The 15807-nt window shown below is 33.2% G+C and carries 16 protein-coding genes; 2 read left to right on the forward strand and 14 right to left on the reverse strand.

Translation table 11 applies throughout. The features are described 5' to 3' along the window. Positions 1 to 260: 260 nt before the first annotated feature. The 3 genes from GQR98_RS15700 to GQR98_RS15710 all read right to left on the reverse strand — a co-directional run bounded on the left by GQR98_RS15700 (position 261) and on the right by GQR98_RS15710 (position 5454). Complete coding sequence (locus tag GQR98_RS15700; RefSeq protein ID WP_159020363.1) at positions 261 to 1502, reverse strand: hypothetical protein; 1242 nt, start codon at positions 1500 to 1502, stop codon at positions 261 to 263. Beyond that, a complete protein-coding gene (locus GQR98_RS15705) occupies positions 1486 to 4212 on the reverse strand; it encodes a DUF2339 domain-containing protein (protein WP_233268022.1) in 2727 nt (908 codons plus the stop codon). The genes GQR98_RS15700 and GQR98_RS15705 overlap by 17 nt, the downstream gene beginning before the upstream one ends. 237 nt (positions 4213 to 4449) lie before the next feature. Beyond that, complete coding sequence (locus GQR98_RS15710; RefSeq protein WP_159020365.1) at positions 4450 to 5454, reverse strand: LLM class flavin-dependent oxidoreductase; 1005 nt, start codon at positions 5452 to 5454, stop codon at positions 4450 to 4452. Between the two features lie 126 nt (positions 5455 to 5580). On the opposite strand from GQR98_RS15710, the gene GQR98_RS15715 reads away from it, so the two are divergent. After that, positions 5581 to 6018, forward strand: a complete 438-nt coding sequence (locus tag GQR98_RS15715; protein WP_159020366.1) for a TlpA family protein disulfide reductase — start codon at positions 5581 to 5583, stop codon at positions 6016 to 6018. 20 nt (positions 6019 to 6038) lie between these two features. On the opposite strand, the gene GQR98_RS15720 is transcribed toward GQR98_RS15715, so the two are convergent. From GQR98_RS15720 to GQR98_RS15745, 6 genes are all read right to left on the reverse strand, one after another. Then, positions 6039 to 6737: a YARHG domain-containing protein gene (locus GQR98_RS15720; RefSeq protein WP_159020368.1), complete on the reverse strand. Its 699-nt coding sequence runs from the start codon at positions 6735 to 6737 to the stop codon at positions 6039 to 6041. A 1-nt stretch (position 6738) separates the two neighbouring features. Beyond that, on the reverse strand, positions 6739 to 7233 hold the full coding sequence (locus GQR98_RS15725) for a nuclear transport factor 2 family protein (RefSeq protein WP_233268023.1): 495 nt from the start codon (positions 7231 to 7233) through the stop codon (positions 6739 to 6741). A 28-nt stretch (positions 7234 to 7261) separates the two neighbouring features. Next, positions 7262 to 7948, reverse strand: coding sequence for a GNAT family N-acetyltransferase (locus tag GQR98_RS15730; protein WP_159020370.1), 687 nt, complete (start codon positions 7946 to 7948; stop codon positions 7262 to 7264). A gap of 52 nt (positions 7949 to 8000) precedes the next feature. After that, complete coding sequence (locus GQR98_RS15735; RefSeq protein WP_159020371.1) at positions 8001 to 8471, reverse strand: nucleoside deaminase; 471 nt, start codon at positions 8469 to 8471, stop codon at positions 8001 to 8003. A 168-nt stretch (positions 8472 to 8639) separates the two neighbouring features. Continuing rightward, a complete protein-coding gene (locus GQR98_RS15740) occupies positions 8640 to 8831 on the reverse strand; it encodes a cold-shock protein (protein ID WP_159020372.1) in 192 nt (63 codons plus the stop codon). Positions 8832 to 8899: 68 nt separating this feature from the next. Then, positions 8900 to 10468 carry an SDR family NAD(P)-dependent oxidoreductase gene (locus GQR98_RS15745; protein WP_159020374.1) on the reverse strand — a complete coding sequence of 523 codons (1569 nt, stop codon included), beginning with the start codon at positions 10466 to 10468 and terminating at the stop codon, positions 8900 to 8902. Between the two features lie 195 nt (positions 10469 to 10663). On the opposite strand from GQR98_RS15745, the gene GQR98_RS15750 reads away from it, so the two are divergent. Then, the gene (locus tag GQR98_RS15750) at positions 10664 to 12292 is read left to right on the forward strand and encodes a hypothetical protein (RefSeq protein WP_159020375.1); all 1629 of its coding nucleotides are present in this window, start codon (positions 10664 to 10666) and stop codon (positions 12290 to 12292) included. A gap of 30 nt (positions 12293 to 12322) precedes the next feature. On the opposite strand, the gene GQR98_RS15755 is transcribed toward GQR98_RS15750, so the two are convergent. The 5 genes from GQR98_RS15755 to GQR98_RS15775 form a co-directional block, all read right to left on the reverse strand. After that, positions 12323 to 12937: a patatin-like phospholipase family protein gene (locus GQR98_RS15755; protein WP_410488915.1), complete on the reverse strand. Its 615-nt coding sequence runs from the start codon at positions 12935 to 12937 to the stop codon at positions 12323 to 12325. Positions 12938 to 13038: 101 nt separating this feature from the next. Further along, positions 13039 to 13461, reverse strand: coding sequence for an MgtC/SapB family protein (locus GQR98_RS15760; RefSeq protein ID WP_159020379.1), 423 nt, complete (start codon positions 13459 to 13461; stop codon positions 13039 to 13041). Positions 13462 to 13540: 79 nt separating this feature from the next. Next, entirely contained in the window at positions 13541 to 13717 is a 177-nt protein-coding gene (locus GQR98_RS15765; RefSeq protein ID WP_159020381.1) for a hypothetical protein, read from the reverse strand. 70 nt (positions 13718 to 13787) lie between these two features. After that, positions 13788 to 14447, reverse strand: coding sequence for a DUF6702 family protein (locus GQR98_RS15770; protein ID WP_159020384.1), 660 nt, complete (start codon positions 14445 to 14447; stop codon positions 13788 to 13790). An 85-nt stretch (positions 14448 to 14532) separates the two neighbouring features. Continuing rightward, a complete protein-coding gene (locus GQR98_RS15775; protein WP_159020385.1) occupies positions 14533 to 15531 on the reverse strand; it encodes a YHYH protein in 999 nt (332 codons plus the stop codon). Positions 15532 to 15807 lie beyond the last annotated feature (276 nt).

The raw sequence follows: 15807 nt of genomic DNA on the forward strand, positions 1-15807 counted from the left end.
TAAAATGTAGTCTTTTATACTTGACTAAGATAATATTTAGATTCTTCTTATTAAAATATAAGTATCAGTGATATGAAATAAAATACTACGCAGATATCTTAATAAGCTAAGAATGTAGATACGAGTTGGCATTTCATCAGATTAATTAAGGTTAATTATTCGCATTTTAAAACAGGTTTTGTAAGTATTAAGCAAAAAAAAAGTAAACCTATAGAATTTTCATTCCACAAATTTACTTTCTTAAAAGAAACGGATTTTAATTATACTTGTTTCTTATTTAAATCTTTTATTAAGTTAGAAGCGTAGATGGCAATAAATAATCCTGCTACACCAATACAGCACCACATAAACCAAGGTTGTTGCCAAAAAGACGTTTGTGTTACAGCTTCTTTAGCAGGCTCTATAGTCGTTATTGACGTTATAGTTGCTAACGGTAAAGTCTTTTTTAAAGTATTCGCAACTTCCGAGATATCGTAATCAGGAAAGTTAAGAGCTTTGTTTCCAGCTGTAACCTTATACGTGGTTTGAGGCTTTAAAGCAGCAACCATATACACAGGTTTTTGCATAAACTCAATGCTACTAATTTGAAGTTTAGGATTGTCTTTATTTTCAATTTCTAAATATAATTCACCTTCAACCATTGGCGGAATATCGAAAACAAGGTCTTTATCTGAACGTAATGAAAATGAGCTAATAACTTTTCTATATGTTTCGATGTTGCGTTTTTCTTCACGAGATCTTAAAGCATACAACGTGGCGTCACGGCTGTAAAGTGCTGGCCCTGTAATATTCAGTTTCATTTGGTGGATCACTTCTGGTCTTTCAAAAGTAATATGTACTTGTGTTTTTTTGTTTTCCTCTGAAAAAGAAATTGCTTTTACAGGAATATCATCCATTTTTATTGGCGATATAGTTTCTTTCTCAGCACTCACCTTCCCTATTTTTAAAAGGTTTATTGGTAATGAATGTTTATCATTAAAAACCACTTTTAAATAACGATAAGCACCTAAAGGAAAATTAATAACCTTATAGACTTGGGTGTTTTCAGGATGACTTAAATTATCCAATTGACCGTTGTTTACAATACCAAACCATTTTATTTTATTATTACTACCTTCTAGTTTGTAACTTTTAGAACCTTGATAATTTGCAATTAAAAAAACCGCTTGTTTAATAGATTTATCTAGGTTTTCAAATATATACGTAGAGCTACTATCGGTTTCTTGTGATGTTGAAACCATTGCAAATTCTGTAAAATCGGAAACCTGAGTTGTTTTAAAAGCCGTTGCCGATTTTAAAAAATAAGGCACTTGATTCCCTTTAGCGTCTAAAATTCTAAGGTCACGTAAATTGGCTGTAGCATGGGTACGAAAATTATAAGGCACAGGAATGTGGTGCAATCCAGCTTCTGTTACAGGTTTTATTTCTCCTTCTACGGTGTGTTTTTGACCAAAAGCCATAGTGACACAAAACATTAAAAGTAGTTTAATCGATGTTTTCATTTTCTGTTGTTTTCTCATCATCAATAACCAAAACTTTAATTTTTTGATATATGAATGAAATAATTAAAATAAGAATTCCTAATAGTATAAAAGCGATAATTTTTCCAGTTTCAGATACGTTACTAATGTCATAAGCAAAAAGCTTAACAATGGTGAGTCCTAAAAGTGTTAGCGCAATAATTCGTAAAGGTTTTAATTGTTTTTTAATACCCCAAAGTAATAATACAAAGGCTAAAACACCCCATAATACGGGAAGTCCTGTTTTTATTATTTTATTTTGCCCAGTTGAAAATATAGCATATTTATTAACTTGTGGGTCTTGCATTGCAGAGAAATCCATAAGGTGAAGTCCTTGTAAAATTACTTCGTTACTCGCTAAAAGTACTAAAGCAAATACGGCAATCCAAATGGTGAATTTTCCATTGAAAATAGTAAACACTTTTTGTGTTTTATTGCTGTTGTAAACCAAATACCAGAAATACATAATAAAAGCTAAACCAACAAAATGCATGTAATAAGATATCCTGTAAGTATCGCCATAAAGTATATATTCTTCAATTTCTTGCATTGGTAATGTTGCCATACCAAAAGTAAATATGACTATATTAAAAATAGCTAAAACATTAATTATTTTATTATTAACAGTTGTTCTGTTTCGGTATAAAACAAAGCATAACACAGCTGTAAATAAAAAGTGATATTGTAAACAAATTGATAATAAGCCATTAAACATATAATGCTGATCGGCTTGATAGATTACTTCCGTCATTCCAACAAAATAAGCCATAACTACGGCAACAATTCGGGTTAGTTTTTTATAAATAACCGGATTGAAAACTAAACCAAACTTTTCTAGTTTTTCAGTCTCTTTGCGCAATAATAAGTGCACCGCAACAAGAGACAATACAACTAAAAGCCCTGCAATAAACACAGGATTAAGTACGATATTAAAATCTTCTGCATTAGTGTAAACTTCCCAGTCCATTGCCAAACTACCTATCATTAAAGCTTGCACTATAACAGATGCAAAACGGTAACTTTTAATTTGAGATTTTTGAGCCAACCACATTAACATAACCGCTTCAATTGCCCAGAACATGGTAATGTTGTTTCCTGAAAATTGAATAGGAATTGCTAAAGTTATGAAGGTTAAACTTAAACCTATTAATAGATAAATTCCTTTTTTGTCTAAACCGAATTTTTTAAATAACAATAGCGAATAGCCCATGTTCATTATAGCTAAAAAGGCTGTAAATAATCCTCTTAACTCTGGTTTGTATTGAGATAAAATAAACATACCAATACCGTAAAATACAAAGTTATTACTTGCTAACATCCCCAATTGAATACCACTAAAACTACCCTTATTGCGTAGGTTGTTTATAGTAGTCATTATTAAGAATATTATGTAGAAAATGAAACCAAAAACTAAACCACCAAAATAATGTGGCTCTAAGCTTAGTGAATCTTTAGTAACCCAACCAGCAAATAGTAATATGGTAAATATAAAGGCCAGAATGTGTAAAAGGTTCCATTTTTTAAAATAGGCCAATGTTAATATCCCGATATCTAAAATAGCGATATAAGTAAACAATACAACATAATTTCCGCTACCTGTACTAATCATGAACGGGACGGCAAAACCACCAATAAGTGATAATACAGCCAATTCCATTCTATTGTATGATAATGAAATAAGACAACTAAAAGCGGTTATCACTACCATAATAGCAAACGCAACTTCTTGTCCAAACAATTTATATTCATGGAACGCAATGGCAATAGTGAAATAGAAAATAGCAATGGCGCCTGCAACGAGTACGGAACTAAATGGCGCATATTTTTTGCGTAATTTATGCGCAATAAATAACACTAAACTACCAGCAAGAATACCAATACCAACACGAGCAGGTTCATTAATCCAATCTTTATCTATGGCGTATTTTACAAAATAGCTAATACCTAAAACTAGAATTAGAATACCAATTTTGTTGATTAGGTTTTCGCCAATAAACTTTTCTAAATCTGGGTTTTTCTGCTTAAAACGATCCCAAAGTGGCGGCGTAGGCTCACTTTCTTCCTTTTGAATAAGAGCGGCAGATGCCACATAGGTAGTATCTTGATTTGCGAAAGTGGTTTCAGTGTCGGCGTTTTCTAAAGTTTCAACGGCTTCATGATCTATAATTTCGTTGTTGTAAAACTTGTAATCGTTTAACAACGTATTAATAAACTCATAATCGCTAGCTTCCTTAACCTCATTGATGCCAAGGACATCAACCATTTTATTTCTTAATCTATGTAAAGTCTCAGAGTCTTGAGACGCTTTTGCAGTAGTTAAAATGTTCTTTATAATAGCAACATCTTTAGTGTTCAATTTAGTAACACTAGCATAAGTTGGCAAGTATTCTTCTTCCGTTGCATTTTCAACAACTTCAGGAAACTCTACAGGTGTTTCAATTGGTGGTATAACGGTTTCAGGAACATCCTCCTCAACATATTCTTCTTTAGCATATTGTTCAAAAGCATTATCCTTAATAGGTTCTTTTGGAGTGGAATGCTCAAAACGTTCTCTTGATAATAGCTTTTGAATTCCGCTTAATTTATCACTTAAATCATTTATATCTCCCTTTAACCGTTCTCTTTCTCTACTATATTTAGTATTCTGAAAGATTAATAAAAGTATAATTATAACTGAAAGAGTATATTCCATAGGGGTTGGATGTATTAAGTGCTGCAAATAATAGTACGCAATGTAATACTTATCTTTAAGATTATATATTTTAGATAAAAAGAAGAATAAAATATATAGATTTAATATGCAAAAAGCGTGTTTTAACGAAAATATAATCTAAAATATAGATTCATATTTCAATTAAAAGACGCTCTGCTCTTATTTTGTTTTATAACGTGCTTATTCCAAAAGTTGAAAACACATTAATTTTCAGTTTTAATTCAATTCCTTCATAATTTCAGAAAACAACTCATAAGATCGTATTCTATCTTTCACATCATAAATATTAGTAACAGCAATAATTTCGTCTGCTTGAGTTTGTTCCATAAAGGTTTCAACCTGAGCTTTTACAGTAGCTTTACTTCCTACAAAAGAATACTTCAACATTTGATTCACCTGCGGATTTTTAATAATCTCCTCTAAATCTGGCGTCATTTCTGTTGGTGGTTGTACAAAGTCTCGTTTCCCTGTAAAGATCCCGACAATCATACGAATTAATGATGTAAACAAGCGTTGCGCTTCTTCATCGGTATCTGCAATTATAATATTAACACCAGCCATAACGTATGGTTTTTCTAAATCTTTAGAAGGTTTAAACTCCTTACGGTAAATGTCTATGGCATTCCATAAATGTGTAGTTGCAAAATGACTCGCAAAAGCATAAGGCAATCCGTTTTTAGCAGCCAAATGTGCGCTATCTGTGCTAGAACCCAAAATAAAAATGGGCACTTCTACCCCTTCGGCAACTGTGGCTCTCACTTTAGACGTCGCATTTTCTTTAGAGAAATAAGTCTGTATTTTGTCTAATTCGTTTGGGAAAGCATGTGCGGCATCCATAAAATCCGAACGAATGGCTTGCGCGGTCTCTCTATCGGTTCCAGGTGCTCTACCTAAACCTAAGTCAATACGGTTTGGGTATAAAGATCCCAAGGTTCCAAATTGTTCAGCTATAATTAAAGGTGAATGGTTTGGTAACATTACACCTCCAGAACCCACTTTAATCGTGTTAGTACCTTGAGCGACATAGCCTATTAAAACCGATGTCGCACTACTACCAATATTGTGTGCGTTATGGTGTTCTGCCAACCAATAGCGAGTATATCCAAAGGTTTCGGCATGTTGAGCTAAACTTAAAGCGTCGTTGTATGTTTGTTTAAGTGTATGCCCTTGAGAAACTAATGCAAGATCTAAAATGGAATACTTTGTATGTTGTGTTTTCATGTGCTAATAATCTATTGAAGTAGGTGTTCTTTGAGGAAAATTCAATAGCACAAAAGTACTTCTTTAAATAAAAAACTTATCCTAAGAAATTCCTAAATTTGTGAAACCTTAATCTAGAGTTTAAAGATGAATACAGCAATAGAAAGCATATATGTTTTAGACCTAGATGGTGTGGCCACAGACCTAATGAAACTGTATAAAAACAAGGTTTTACTACTTATTATTTATAACAATGATTGTTTGGGTTGCACGGGGCGTGCTATACCTTTGGCTTATGAGTTTCAACAGAAATACCCATCGATTCAGGTTGCTGGTATACATGCCGATTTTGTAAATAGAGAAGGCACAAAAGCTTCTATTAAAAGTATATTTACAAGTGGTGAAAATCCGTTTCCAATTTATATAGATAAGCATCATCATCTTTACGATCAATTCAAATCTGAAGGTACACCACAATGGTTGCTTATTTCGGAAAAAGGCGAACTATTTCGTTCTATTTTTGGATCGCAAGATAATGCCAAGAATCGCTTATTCTATGCTTTAGAAAGTCTTTGTGAAGGTTGAAATTGCTGATGTATTCGTTATTATTCGATGCTTCTAATTAAATCAATATTATAACGTTCTAAATCACTTAAAAAATCATTTACATTTTTGTGTTCTGGTCTGTACCAATCTTGATTTCTAAAGTAAAGATCCATTTTCCCGTTCTTAATAAAAATATAGCCATAGCGTGCATATATTTCATTTCTCATAATCTGCAAGTCGTCAGGATGCATAGCATGTAATATAGCAGGTTGTAATTTTTTATATGAAGCTTCTATGTATTTCCCATAATAAGAATCTTTTAAAATTAATTCAGATTTTGTTCCTATTTCAAACTTGCTATCTTCAATCCAACTAGACCAAGGATTATCAATTTTTAAACTTTTATAAAGCGCTCCGTTTTCGGTTTTATAATGAACAAATTGCCCAGTATGCTGATCACTAGAAAATTTGCCTGTTTTATCAATTTTAATATTTGTGAGATTGATGTAGTTGCTTTTCCATTGGTTTGTACCTTCTTCCCAAGAGCCATTTTCTACTTGGCCAATTATGAAGCCTCCAGAAAAGAATAAAATTAAATCCGTTTCCATTTCGCTTTCACCAAAATGATACGAGCCTTGATACTCCATTTCAAATTTAGGCAGCCAAGGCGTTAAATCAGATTCAGAAATCTCTTGTCCGCCCCAATATTGGGCAAAAGTAGAATTAGAAATCAGCAGTAAAATTATTAAAAGTCTCATATTATTTGTTCATAAAAGCATCTAACCTCTTGTTAGTGGTTTGTTGAATTTTACTTTTCATATAAGGTGTCCAACCTAATAAATATCCCGGAGCTCCCATGGCTTGCTTAGTCCACTTCCATAAATCGAACGTGTCCAAATGTTCTATAATTTTACCATCTTTAAATATAAAGGCAGCACTAACTTTATTTATAACTTTTCTTTTTTTCTCTCCGTAAAAATATTCTGCAACCCAATTTGCTTTTCCGGTTTCAGCATTAGCTTCTATATTGTTAAAGCTAATTTTAGTATCTCCTTTTTTTTGTGAAAGCAACATTTCCCACATTTTAAAAGCGCTTTCCCCTTCTAACCTTCCGAATACAGCATCTTGAAATACAACATCTTTATGATAACATTCTAGCATGCCTTCAAAATTCCCATTAGAAAATGATGTGTAAAACTTCTCTATTATTTCCTTGTTCTCCATCTTAATATCCATTTTTTTAATTGTATTCAAGCTATTATTTTAAAACAATCGTTTCAACTTATTTCTTATGAAACAACCACCAATTCATATCACGAGTTAACTGATATCCTAATTTTTGATAAAGCGGAATGGCTAAGTTACCTTTATTTGTGTGTAAAACAGGTTGTTTATTTACTTTCAAAATTTCTTTTGTGTTGTGAGCTATTAGTTGTTTTGCCAATCCTTTTCTTGTATAATTGGGGTGTGTAACCACAGCACTAACTTCTATAAAAAGATCAGTTTGCATGCGCTGACCAGCTATTGCTACTAATTTATCATCTTTAATGATACCATAATAATTACCCATTTCAAAGGTTCGCTTTTTATAATAACCAGGCATAACTAGCCAAACTAGATTATAAATTTCTTCAATATAACTTTCGTCAAGTAATACAATATCTTCTGTTATTTCAACATCTGATAGTTTATTTAAAACCATTTGACAACCTTCAATTTTTCTATCTAAGACCACGTTGTTTTCGTCTATTATTGGGGTCTGATTTTCTGAAACAAAGAAGAATGAATCTGATTTTTTCACATATTCACTTGAAGCTTCTGCCGTCTTTGTTTCATCGAAAAAAGCTCCAAACGGACAAACCTCGTGGTGATAAAATTGTACACCATCGGAATTCACAGCATACTTTTTATGCGTTTCTTTTAATGAATACCAAACTGGATTTTTTAATTGATTTTCTAAATTTATCATTAGAACTACTTAAATTAATTTTTTAACGGAATTGTAATTCCATCAAACTTATCTAATACTCCGTTTTATCCATTTTTTTAGTCCATTCATTAAATGGCTCTAAAGCAATTTCACGAGCTAATTGCTCGAACGGGATACTTCTTTTTTCGTATGGTAACGGAATTTCCTTGTAGATAAACTCATCTTCAAAACCGATATTAGCCGCGTCTACCTGATTACTCCCATAGTAAACCTTATCTGGTCTAGCCCAATAAATAGCGCCTAAACACATAGGACAAGGCTCGCAAGAGGTGTATATTTCACAACCATCTAGTTGAAAAGAATCTAAGTTTTTACATGCATCTCTAATGGCCGTAACTTCGGCATGTGCTGTAGGGTCGTTGGTAGAGGTTACTTTGTTATTGCCGCGACCAACTATTTTTCCGTCTTTAACAACTACGCAGCCAAATGGGCCACCTTCATTGTTGTTCATTCCTTTTAAAGCTGCATTTACAGCTTCCTGCATAAATTTTTCTTTGCACATCGTTCTTCTAATTTTTCCGAAAAGTACAGATTATTTGCTGTTTTATTGATGGAGATTTGAGATTATTTTAATTGAAAATTTATTGTTCTCGATAAGCTTTCAAAATGTTAAACAAAAAAGGCCCATCAAATAAATTGATGGGCCTTTTTAAAAACTTTAAGTATATATTTAGATAACTTTTACGTTAACTGCATTTAATCCTTTGTTTCCTTCTTGTAAATCAAATTCAACAACATCGCCTTCACGAATTTCGTCTACTAAACCTGAAATGTGTACAAAATGATCTTTGTCTACACCTTCTTCTGTGATAAATCCGAATCCTTTAGTGTCGTTGAAAAATTTTACTGTTCCTTTACTCATAATAATATAGTATTGTATTTATAATTACTTACTTAAAGGCAAAGATAGTGCCAATTTATAGATAAGGACTACCAATCTATAGGGAAATAATCTTTTAAAAATTTACCCGACCAATGTTTTCCGGTATTAATGCCGTCAATAAGCGGATCCATTACCCTCGCGGCGCCATCAACAATATCGAGCGGTGGCTGAAAATCGTGAACTTCTACCTTTTTCTTCGATAATTCGGCCGGATCTTCGTCGGTTACCCACCCAGTATCGACTGCATTCATGTAAATTCCCGACTTTGCAAAGGTAGCTGCCGAGGTATGTGTTAGCATATTTAAGGCTGCTTTTGCCATGTTTGTATGCGGATGTCTGTCTTGTTTTTTAAACCTATGGAACTTCCCTTCCATGGCCGAAACATTTATTATGTGTTTTTTACCTGTGTTTTCCTTCATCATTAAATTTGATAAACGGTTACACAATACAAAAGGCGCTACAGCATTTACAAGTTGTACTTCCACCATTTCGGTAGTTTCTATTTCGCCTAATTTTAAACGCCAGCTGTTGGTTTTTCGTAAATCTACTTGTTGTAAATCGGCATCTAATTTTCCTTCAGGGAATACCTCTGAGGTTTGTAAGGAGTTATCAAAACTATAAGGTATTTGAGAAAGTTCGGCCGAATTACGCAAACCAATACCTGGTTCCGGACCGTGCCATGTTACTGGCAATACGTTATTTTTATCTGTTTTTGATGGGCTTAAACTCAAACTCGATATTTCTTCTAGACAACTCTCATGATCTTTAAGTAAGGTTTGTGCTAATTTTGGTAATTGATCTATGGGTAATTTTTCGTTTTCCATTAAATGGAAATAAAAACCAGACGGACGACGCACTGTTTGCGCGGCGTTGTTTATTAAAATATCTAAGCGATCGTATTTCTGCTCTATATAATTACAGAAAATTTCAACACTTGGTATGTGGCGTAAATCTAAACCATGTATATGTAAACGGTCGCTCCATTGTTTATAGTCGTCTTCTTTAGAAAAACGAATGGCAGAATCTGCCGGAAAACGTGTGGTAGCTACAACCGTTGCACCAGAGCGCAATAACATTAATGTAATATGATAACCAATTTTTAAACGCGAACCTGTAATTACAGCTACTTGATCTTTTAAATCGGTCGTTTGAAAACGTTTGGCATAGTTTAAATCACCACATTCCGTACACATAGTATCGTAAAAGTGATGCAATTTGGTAAATACCGTTTTACAAACGTAGCAGTTTCTAGGCGATTCTAACTCTGGAGTATCTTCAGAAATAGCTGCCGCAGCTAATAATTTTGGCGCAACAAATAAAGCCGATTCTCTTGCCGAACGAATACCTGTAGATTTACGTGCGTGCTTATCTTTGGCAATCATTTTACGTTTTGCCGCTTTTTTAGCATCTTTTCTACGGCGTTGAAACTCATCGCGATTTGGACGAGATAACAATCCCGAAGCTTTAAAGAGCGCGTTACGCTGTGCTTCTGGAAGCTCGAACATTTGGTTAGTATCTGCATTTAATTGCTCTAAAATAGCAATGCATTGGTCTATTTCTTCTGGAGAAACAATCTTGTGGTTAGCCGTTTGGCCTTGTTTATCTTCTTCTGGCATATATAAAAGTGATATATCGCAATAGGGTTGATATAAAAAATAATTCGTGCAAAGATAGCGATACCTTAGTCTAGATTTACTGAAATGATTTGTTAATATTTTAAGTGATTTATTGAGCGTTTCCTGAGATTATTTAAAAGATAAAAAACGGGTTTCTTTGAAGATTATTTATAGTTTTGAAAAAAAATCATACAAATGAGTTTGTTTTCTGCATCAAATTTAAACCTAAAAGGTATTAAAAGTATATTACTGTTTTGTTTTCTATATAGTTACGTGTCATGGAGCCAATCGGAAGAACCTAATATGTATCATAATCATGCCATAGATATGATGCGAGAAAACATTAAATTTTTAGCAACTACCGAAGAATATGCAAATAATGCCACTTTTTTAGAACTAGCAGAAAAATTACCTAAAACATTTGATCGCTATAATATTAAAAACTACGAAACCACTTTAAAATATATAGCCGATGAGCTCGAATTAAGCGAAGCAACCATCAAGAAATATTATTCACCATTTCACTTCACCAAAGAGATGGGCAATATGCATCATGTAGCTACACATGCCTTGGCAGATATTTATTTTACAGCAGAAAACTACAAACAGGCTATTGCTTTTTACGATAAAGCTATGTTTACACATGCGCCTAAAGGAACTAGCGGAACGACTATAAATAAAGATTTTTTAAGAATGGAGTTCGATGTATCGGAAGCTTATTTTGAGCTCAAAAATTACGATATGGCCGTGCTTCACCTTTTACATAACCTAATGAACCAGCAAAGTTATGGCGACCATGTAACCAATACTTTAAAAGAATATGAAGCTTTTATTGATGCTGCCGTGTTTTTACCAAAATTAGAAGCTATGCTTAAAACCATACAGAAAGGTGAAGGATATAATTTGAAGTATAATTTTAGTGGAAAAACAATGCAATTTTCGCCATTTGTAGAATCTCCTAGTTCTTGCCGAGCTACTATTTTAAGTTCTGATTTTTACAAAAGTTTAAAGAAAAATGCCGTTTCTAAAAAAACAGCCTCTGCCCCATCTCCTAAAACCATTAAACCAATTAAGAAATTAGCTGATTTTAAAATTGATGATAATATATTTCATCATGCCAATGCTATAAATGATTTTATAAAAGCCGTATTAATTATTGGTAATACTGAGGCTTTTTCTAAAGATGACACTTACCAAACTACAGTAATCAACCTTATTTCGCATCTTGAAAATGATACGTTTAATGGGGCTATTAAAGAGTTAGAGTACATTGTAAACGAAGCTTTTTCTATTAAAGCGAGCATTGAAACTTTAGATGAAAAACAAAAGAAAGCTGTAGAAAATATTCGCCATTTTGCTTTGCATTACAAGCTGGATATTATTATGGCCAATAAGGAATATGCTATGGCCCTTGGAGCTATACAATATGTGAAATCTGTGGAAGGTTTTGCTTTTGTATCGGATAACAAAAAAGATATAGAAACTGATAAAGAAGATTTATTATTTACTGAAGCTTATGCTTATAATGGTTTTGCAACTAGCGAGTTTGGTTTAATTAATATGCTTGGTGCTTTAGTTAATTGTGATAATTACGAAACTGAAATAAACACCATGATGATGGATGTTGCAAACGCATTAGGCAAAGAGCGCGTCGTGAAGTTTTTAACGCAACTTGAAACTAATGTTACAGATAATCAGGCTAATGAAATTACTTTAACTTCTGCGCCTTTTAATGTTAAGGTGCCAAATATAAAAGAGCTTAGTAATGATCAAATCACGAATAAAATACAAACTAGTGCTATTTGGAAGGGGTTTATGGAGTAGTACAAATAAATGATAAATTCATTTTAAAACTTAGCTTATCGCCTTTAAAATACTATCCATTTTATCGATAGTTTGCTTGTAGCCAATATCAAACAATTCTTGCGATTTACTAATAGAAAACATGCTATAATTTAAATGTTTATCAATACATATCGAAACATCACATTTCTCTATACGCTCTTGCATAGTGCTCCAAATGGCTAATTGCAAACAGCGCTGTGTAATTTGTAAGGTACCTTTAATTTGATCTTTATGCTCATGTTCGTTAACGCTCACTCCTATTATTTTTTCTGAAGTTTCAAATAAGGGCTCTACAGGTAAATTATTTAGTAATCCGCCATCTACATAGAGCTGATTATTAATTTTTATGGGTTTGAATAGTAACGGAATGGCACAAGATGCGGCAATAAACTCTATTAACTTTCCTGACGAGCGAATTTCGTAAGCGCCCACATTTATATTAGACGCACAAATGGATAAAGGTGTTTTTAAGCTACTAAAATCATCGGTTAAATATTGATTTAGAAAAGATTTTAAACGTGTCATTTCCGTTAACTCCTTATTGACTAATCCTATTTTGAAAATTTGTAAAAACTCGTGACTTTTAGCTAATTCTAATATTTTTAAAGGCGTGTAGCACTCCAATATGCGCGTATGCTCTTGCCCCACCGCCAGAAAGTACGAGTCCTATTTTTTTATCAATTGTAGTTCGTTTTTGCGCCATCAGTGCATATCTGTTTTCTTTATTATCGCCTACCTTTTAACCATTTGTCTAGTGGTTCTATGGTTAAATTAATAAAGAGAATTAGTGTTGTGCAAATCGCGGTTTCCTTATAAAAACCTGTGGCGGCAATACAGCCAATAGCAGCACTACACCAAATTGTAGCGGCAGAACCTAAACCATGTACATTGGCGCCTTCTCTAAATATTACTCCAGCACCTAAAAAACCAACACCTGTAATAACCTGAGCAATTATTCGGGTAACATCTACGGTAGCATCTTCATTTTTAATCATGTATGATAGTAAAACAAATATAGCCGCTCCAGAAGCGACTAACATATTGGTTTTTAATCCAGCTGTTTTTTGACGTAATTGTCTTTCGAAACCAATCGCTAAACCTGCTAAAGCAGCCACGGTAAGGCGTAATGTGAAATCTGTAACTGTCATGTTGTTTTTGTATATGAAAGGTTGCGGTTTTAACTGAATCTAAAATAGGAATTATTTTTAGATAACATTAAAACTATCCTTAATTATAGACTAATTCAAGCACAAATATTCTTCGATTTAACTTGTCTTTTAAATCAACATTTTCACGTAACATCACATCGGCTATCATTGCAAATAAAGAACAACTAGAACGCTTTTTTTCATAAAATTCTTTATGAAAATCACTCTTAATTTTTATTGTTTTTAAGGCTTGCATGTATTTTACAGAGTAATGTCTGCAGTTGAATATAATAATAAATTTCATCCCAAACTTTCATGCAAAGAACTTAATCTCTTACAATGCTAAGTACAGCATCTTGCACAGGCACAGGAATATGTTTTTTGCTTTTTATTTTCTGAATAAGAAAAACAATTAAGGCAGTCAAAAATAGGCCTAGTAATATTTTAGTTGATAAAAAAGAAGCTTGATTATCGATTTGTTTTACAAAGTTGTTTCCTTCGGTTTTTAACTTTATCGAAAAATTATTAGATTTATTTAAAACAAAATGCTCTTTATTAAACCCCGTTTTTAATAATACTAAAGCGCTTTGGCTTCGGTTAATATCTCTAAAAGCAGTATTGCTCACTTCTATTTTTTTTATATTATCTGGAACGCCCATTACTTGGAAAACCACTTTAGTTTCATGACCTAGTTTTACAATACCGTGAGTTAATTTTACTTCAGCATTCTGGTTATTAATAGTAATATTTATGTTGTTTTTCATGTGTTCCAAAACCATCTCTTGAAACTCTTCGGGCGTTTTATAAGGCGTATTGGAAAATTGTTTACGGATTTCCGTTTGGAATGCTGTTAACGATCCGCTAACTTGTAGCACCCAAGTTTTGTTGTCTTGTTCTACCAACATAGTGGTCGATATATCGGGCTGATGGGCTTGCATTAAAGTAGATGAGCTCAAGAAAAGTATAATTAAGGCTAGTTTTTTCATAATAAATAAGTGTTGTAATATTAATTTCCGCGAAAGCGATTTAAATACGTGCCATTTATAGAACAGCACGTATTAATTATTGGTTTTAAATAGCGTAAGCACCGTACAAACAATCTATAAAATTGTTGTTTCCAGCAGCATCTACATGGTAATGGTAACCTCTAGTTTCATCGCTATGGCCTCTACAAGCATCTAAACCTGTAGGTTCGTTTCCGTCGGCATCTAGCTCGGCATATATACCATGGCCATCTAAGGCATAACCAATCATCGAGGCGTGTGTATCTTCTTGTGCTATTTGAGTACTAACACCAGTTGCAGCGTGATAATGATATCCTGCAGCCAAATTAATGTGTCCGCCAGCATCATCAAAAGGCGCTAAAGTATAAGCACCTAAAATAGCATCGGTTGGTGCTGGAGCATCGAAAACAACGCCATTAAAAGCAACACCTCTTTGAGATGGACCTGATGCGCCAGGACCAAAACCGCCGCTAAAATTAACAGGTGTGGTTTGTTTTATTGGTGTAATTGGTATTAAGTACGTTTGCGTGATATCGGTAACGTAAGAAGGTAAACACTCTACACAAAAATTCTCGTATTCTTCACCTACATTTGGGTTTGCGGCATTTGCGCAATCATCTTCCGTTTCGGTTGTGTAAATATCACCATTTTCATCATACATATGCCATGTGGTATCATTATAGAAATCGGCCATATTTTTTATAAAATCGCCATCTACATCATACACTTCACCACTTTCTAACCAAATACCTCCTGCAGAAGCATCATCGGAAATGTTACCAGGACACCACGGTCCCATTTCATGATCAGATGGTGTGCTAGTCGCTACTATTTCGTAACAATTGGTACTCGTGCCATCTGATAAAGTACAAGGTACCGTGGTGACTGCTACGGCCGATGTGTTTGTTAAAAATAATGATGAATCGACGTCTAAAACTAAATCATCACTTTCTTCGGCTGTTTCCGAATCTGTTGTGTTACTGTCATCGGAATTGCATGCCGTAAAGGATAAAATAATCATGCAAAAAAGGATAAAACTTTTTAATACTATTTTGTCTGTTTTCATGAGCGTAAGATTTTTATTATTGATTGTTATATGTTATTTAGATTGTCTTTTCTGTTTTAACTTGTGCTTAAATACCCGTTTTATGAAAACTTTGTGAAACTTAACATTAACTTAATATTAGATGTGTTTTAGTTGAAAAGGCTGTTAAGTATTGATTTCACTATTTTAATGCGGTTTTATTTATGCTTAAATAGTAAATCTCTATGGTATCATTATTATTTAGAATTTGCACAACTGATAGTAATACTATTATATTTGCGTAAATATGTTTTAACT

Source organism: Algibacter sp. L3A6 (assembly GCF_009796825.1).
Lineage (GTDB): Bacteria > Bacteroidota > Bacteroidia > Flavobacteriales > Flavobacteriaceae > Algibacter.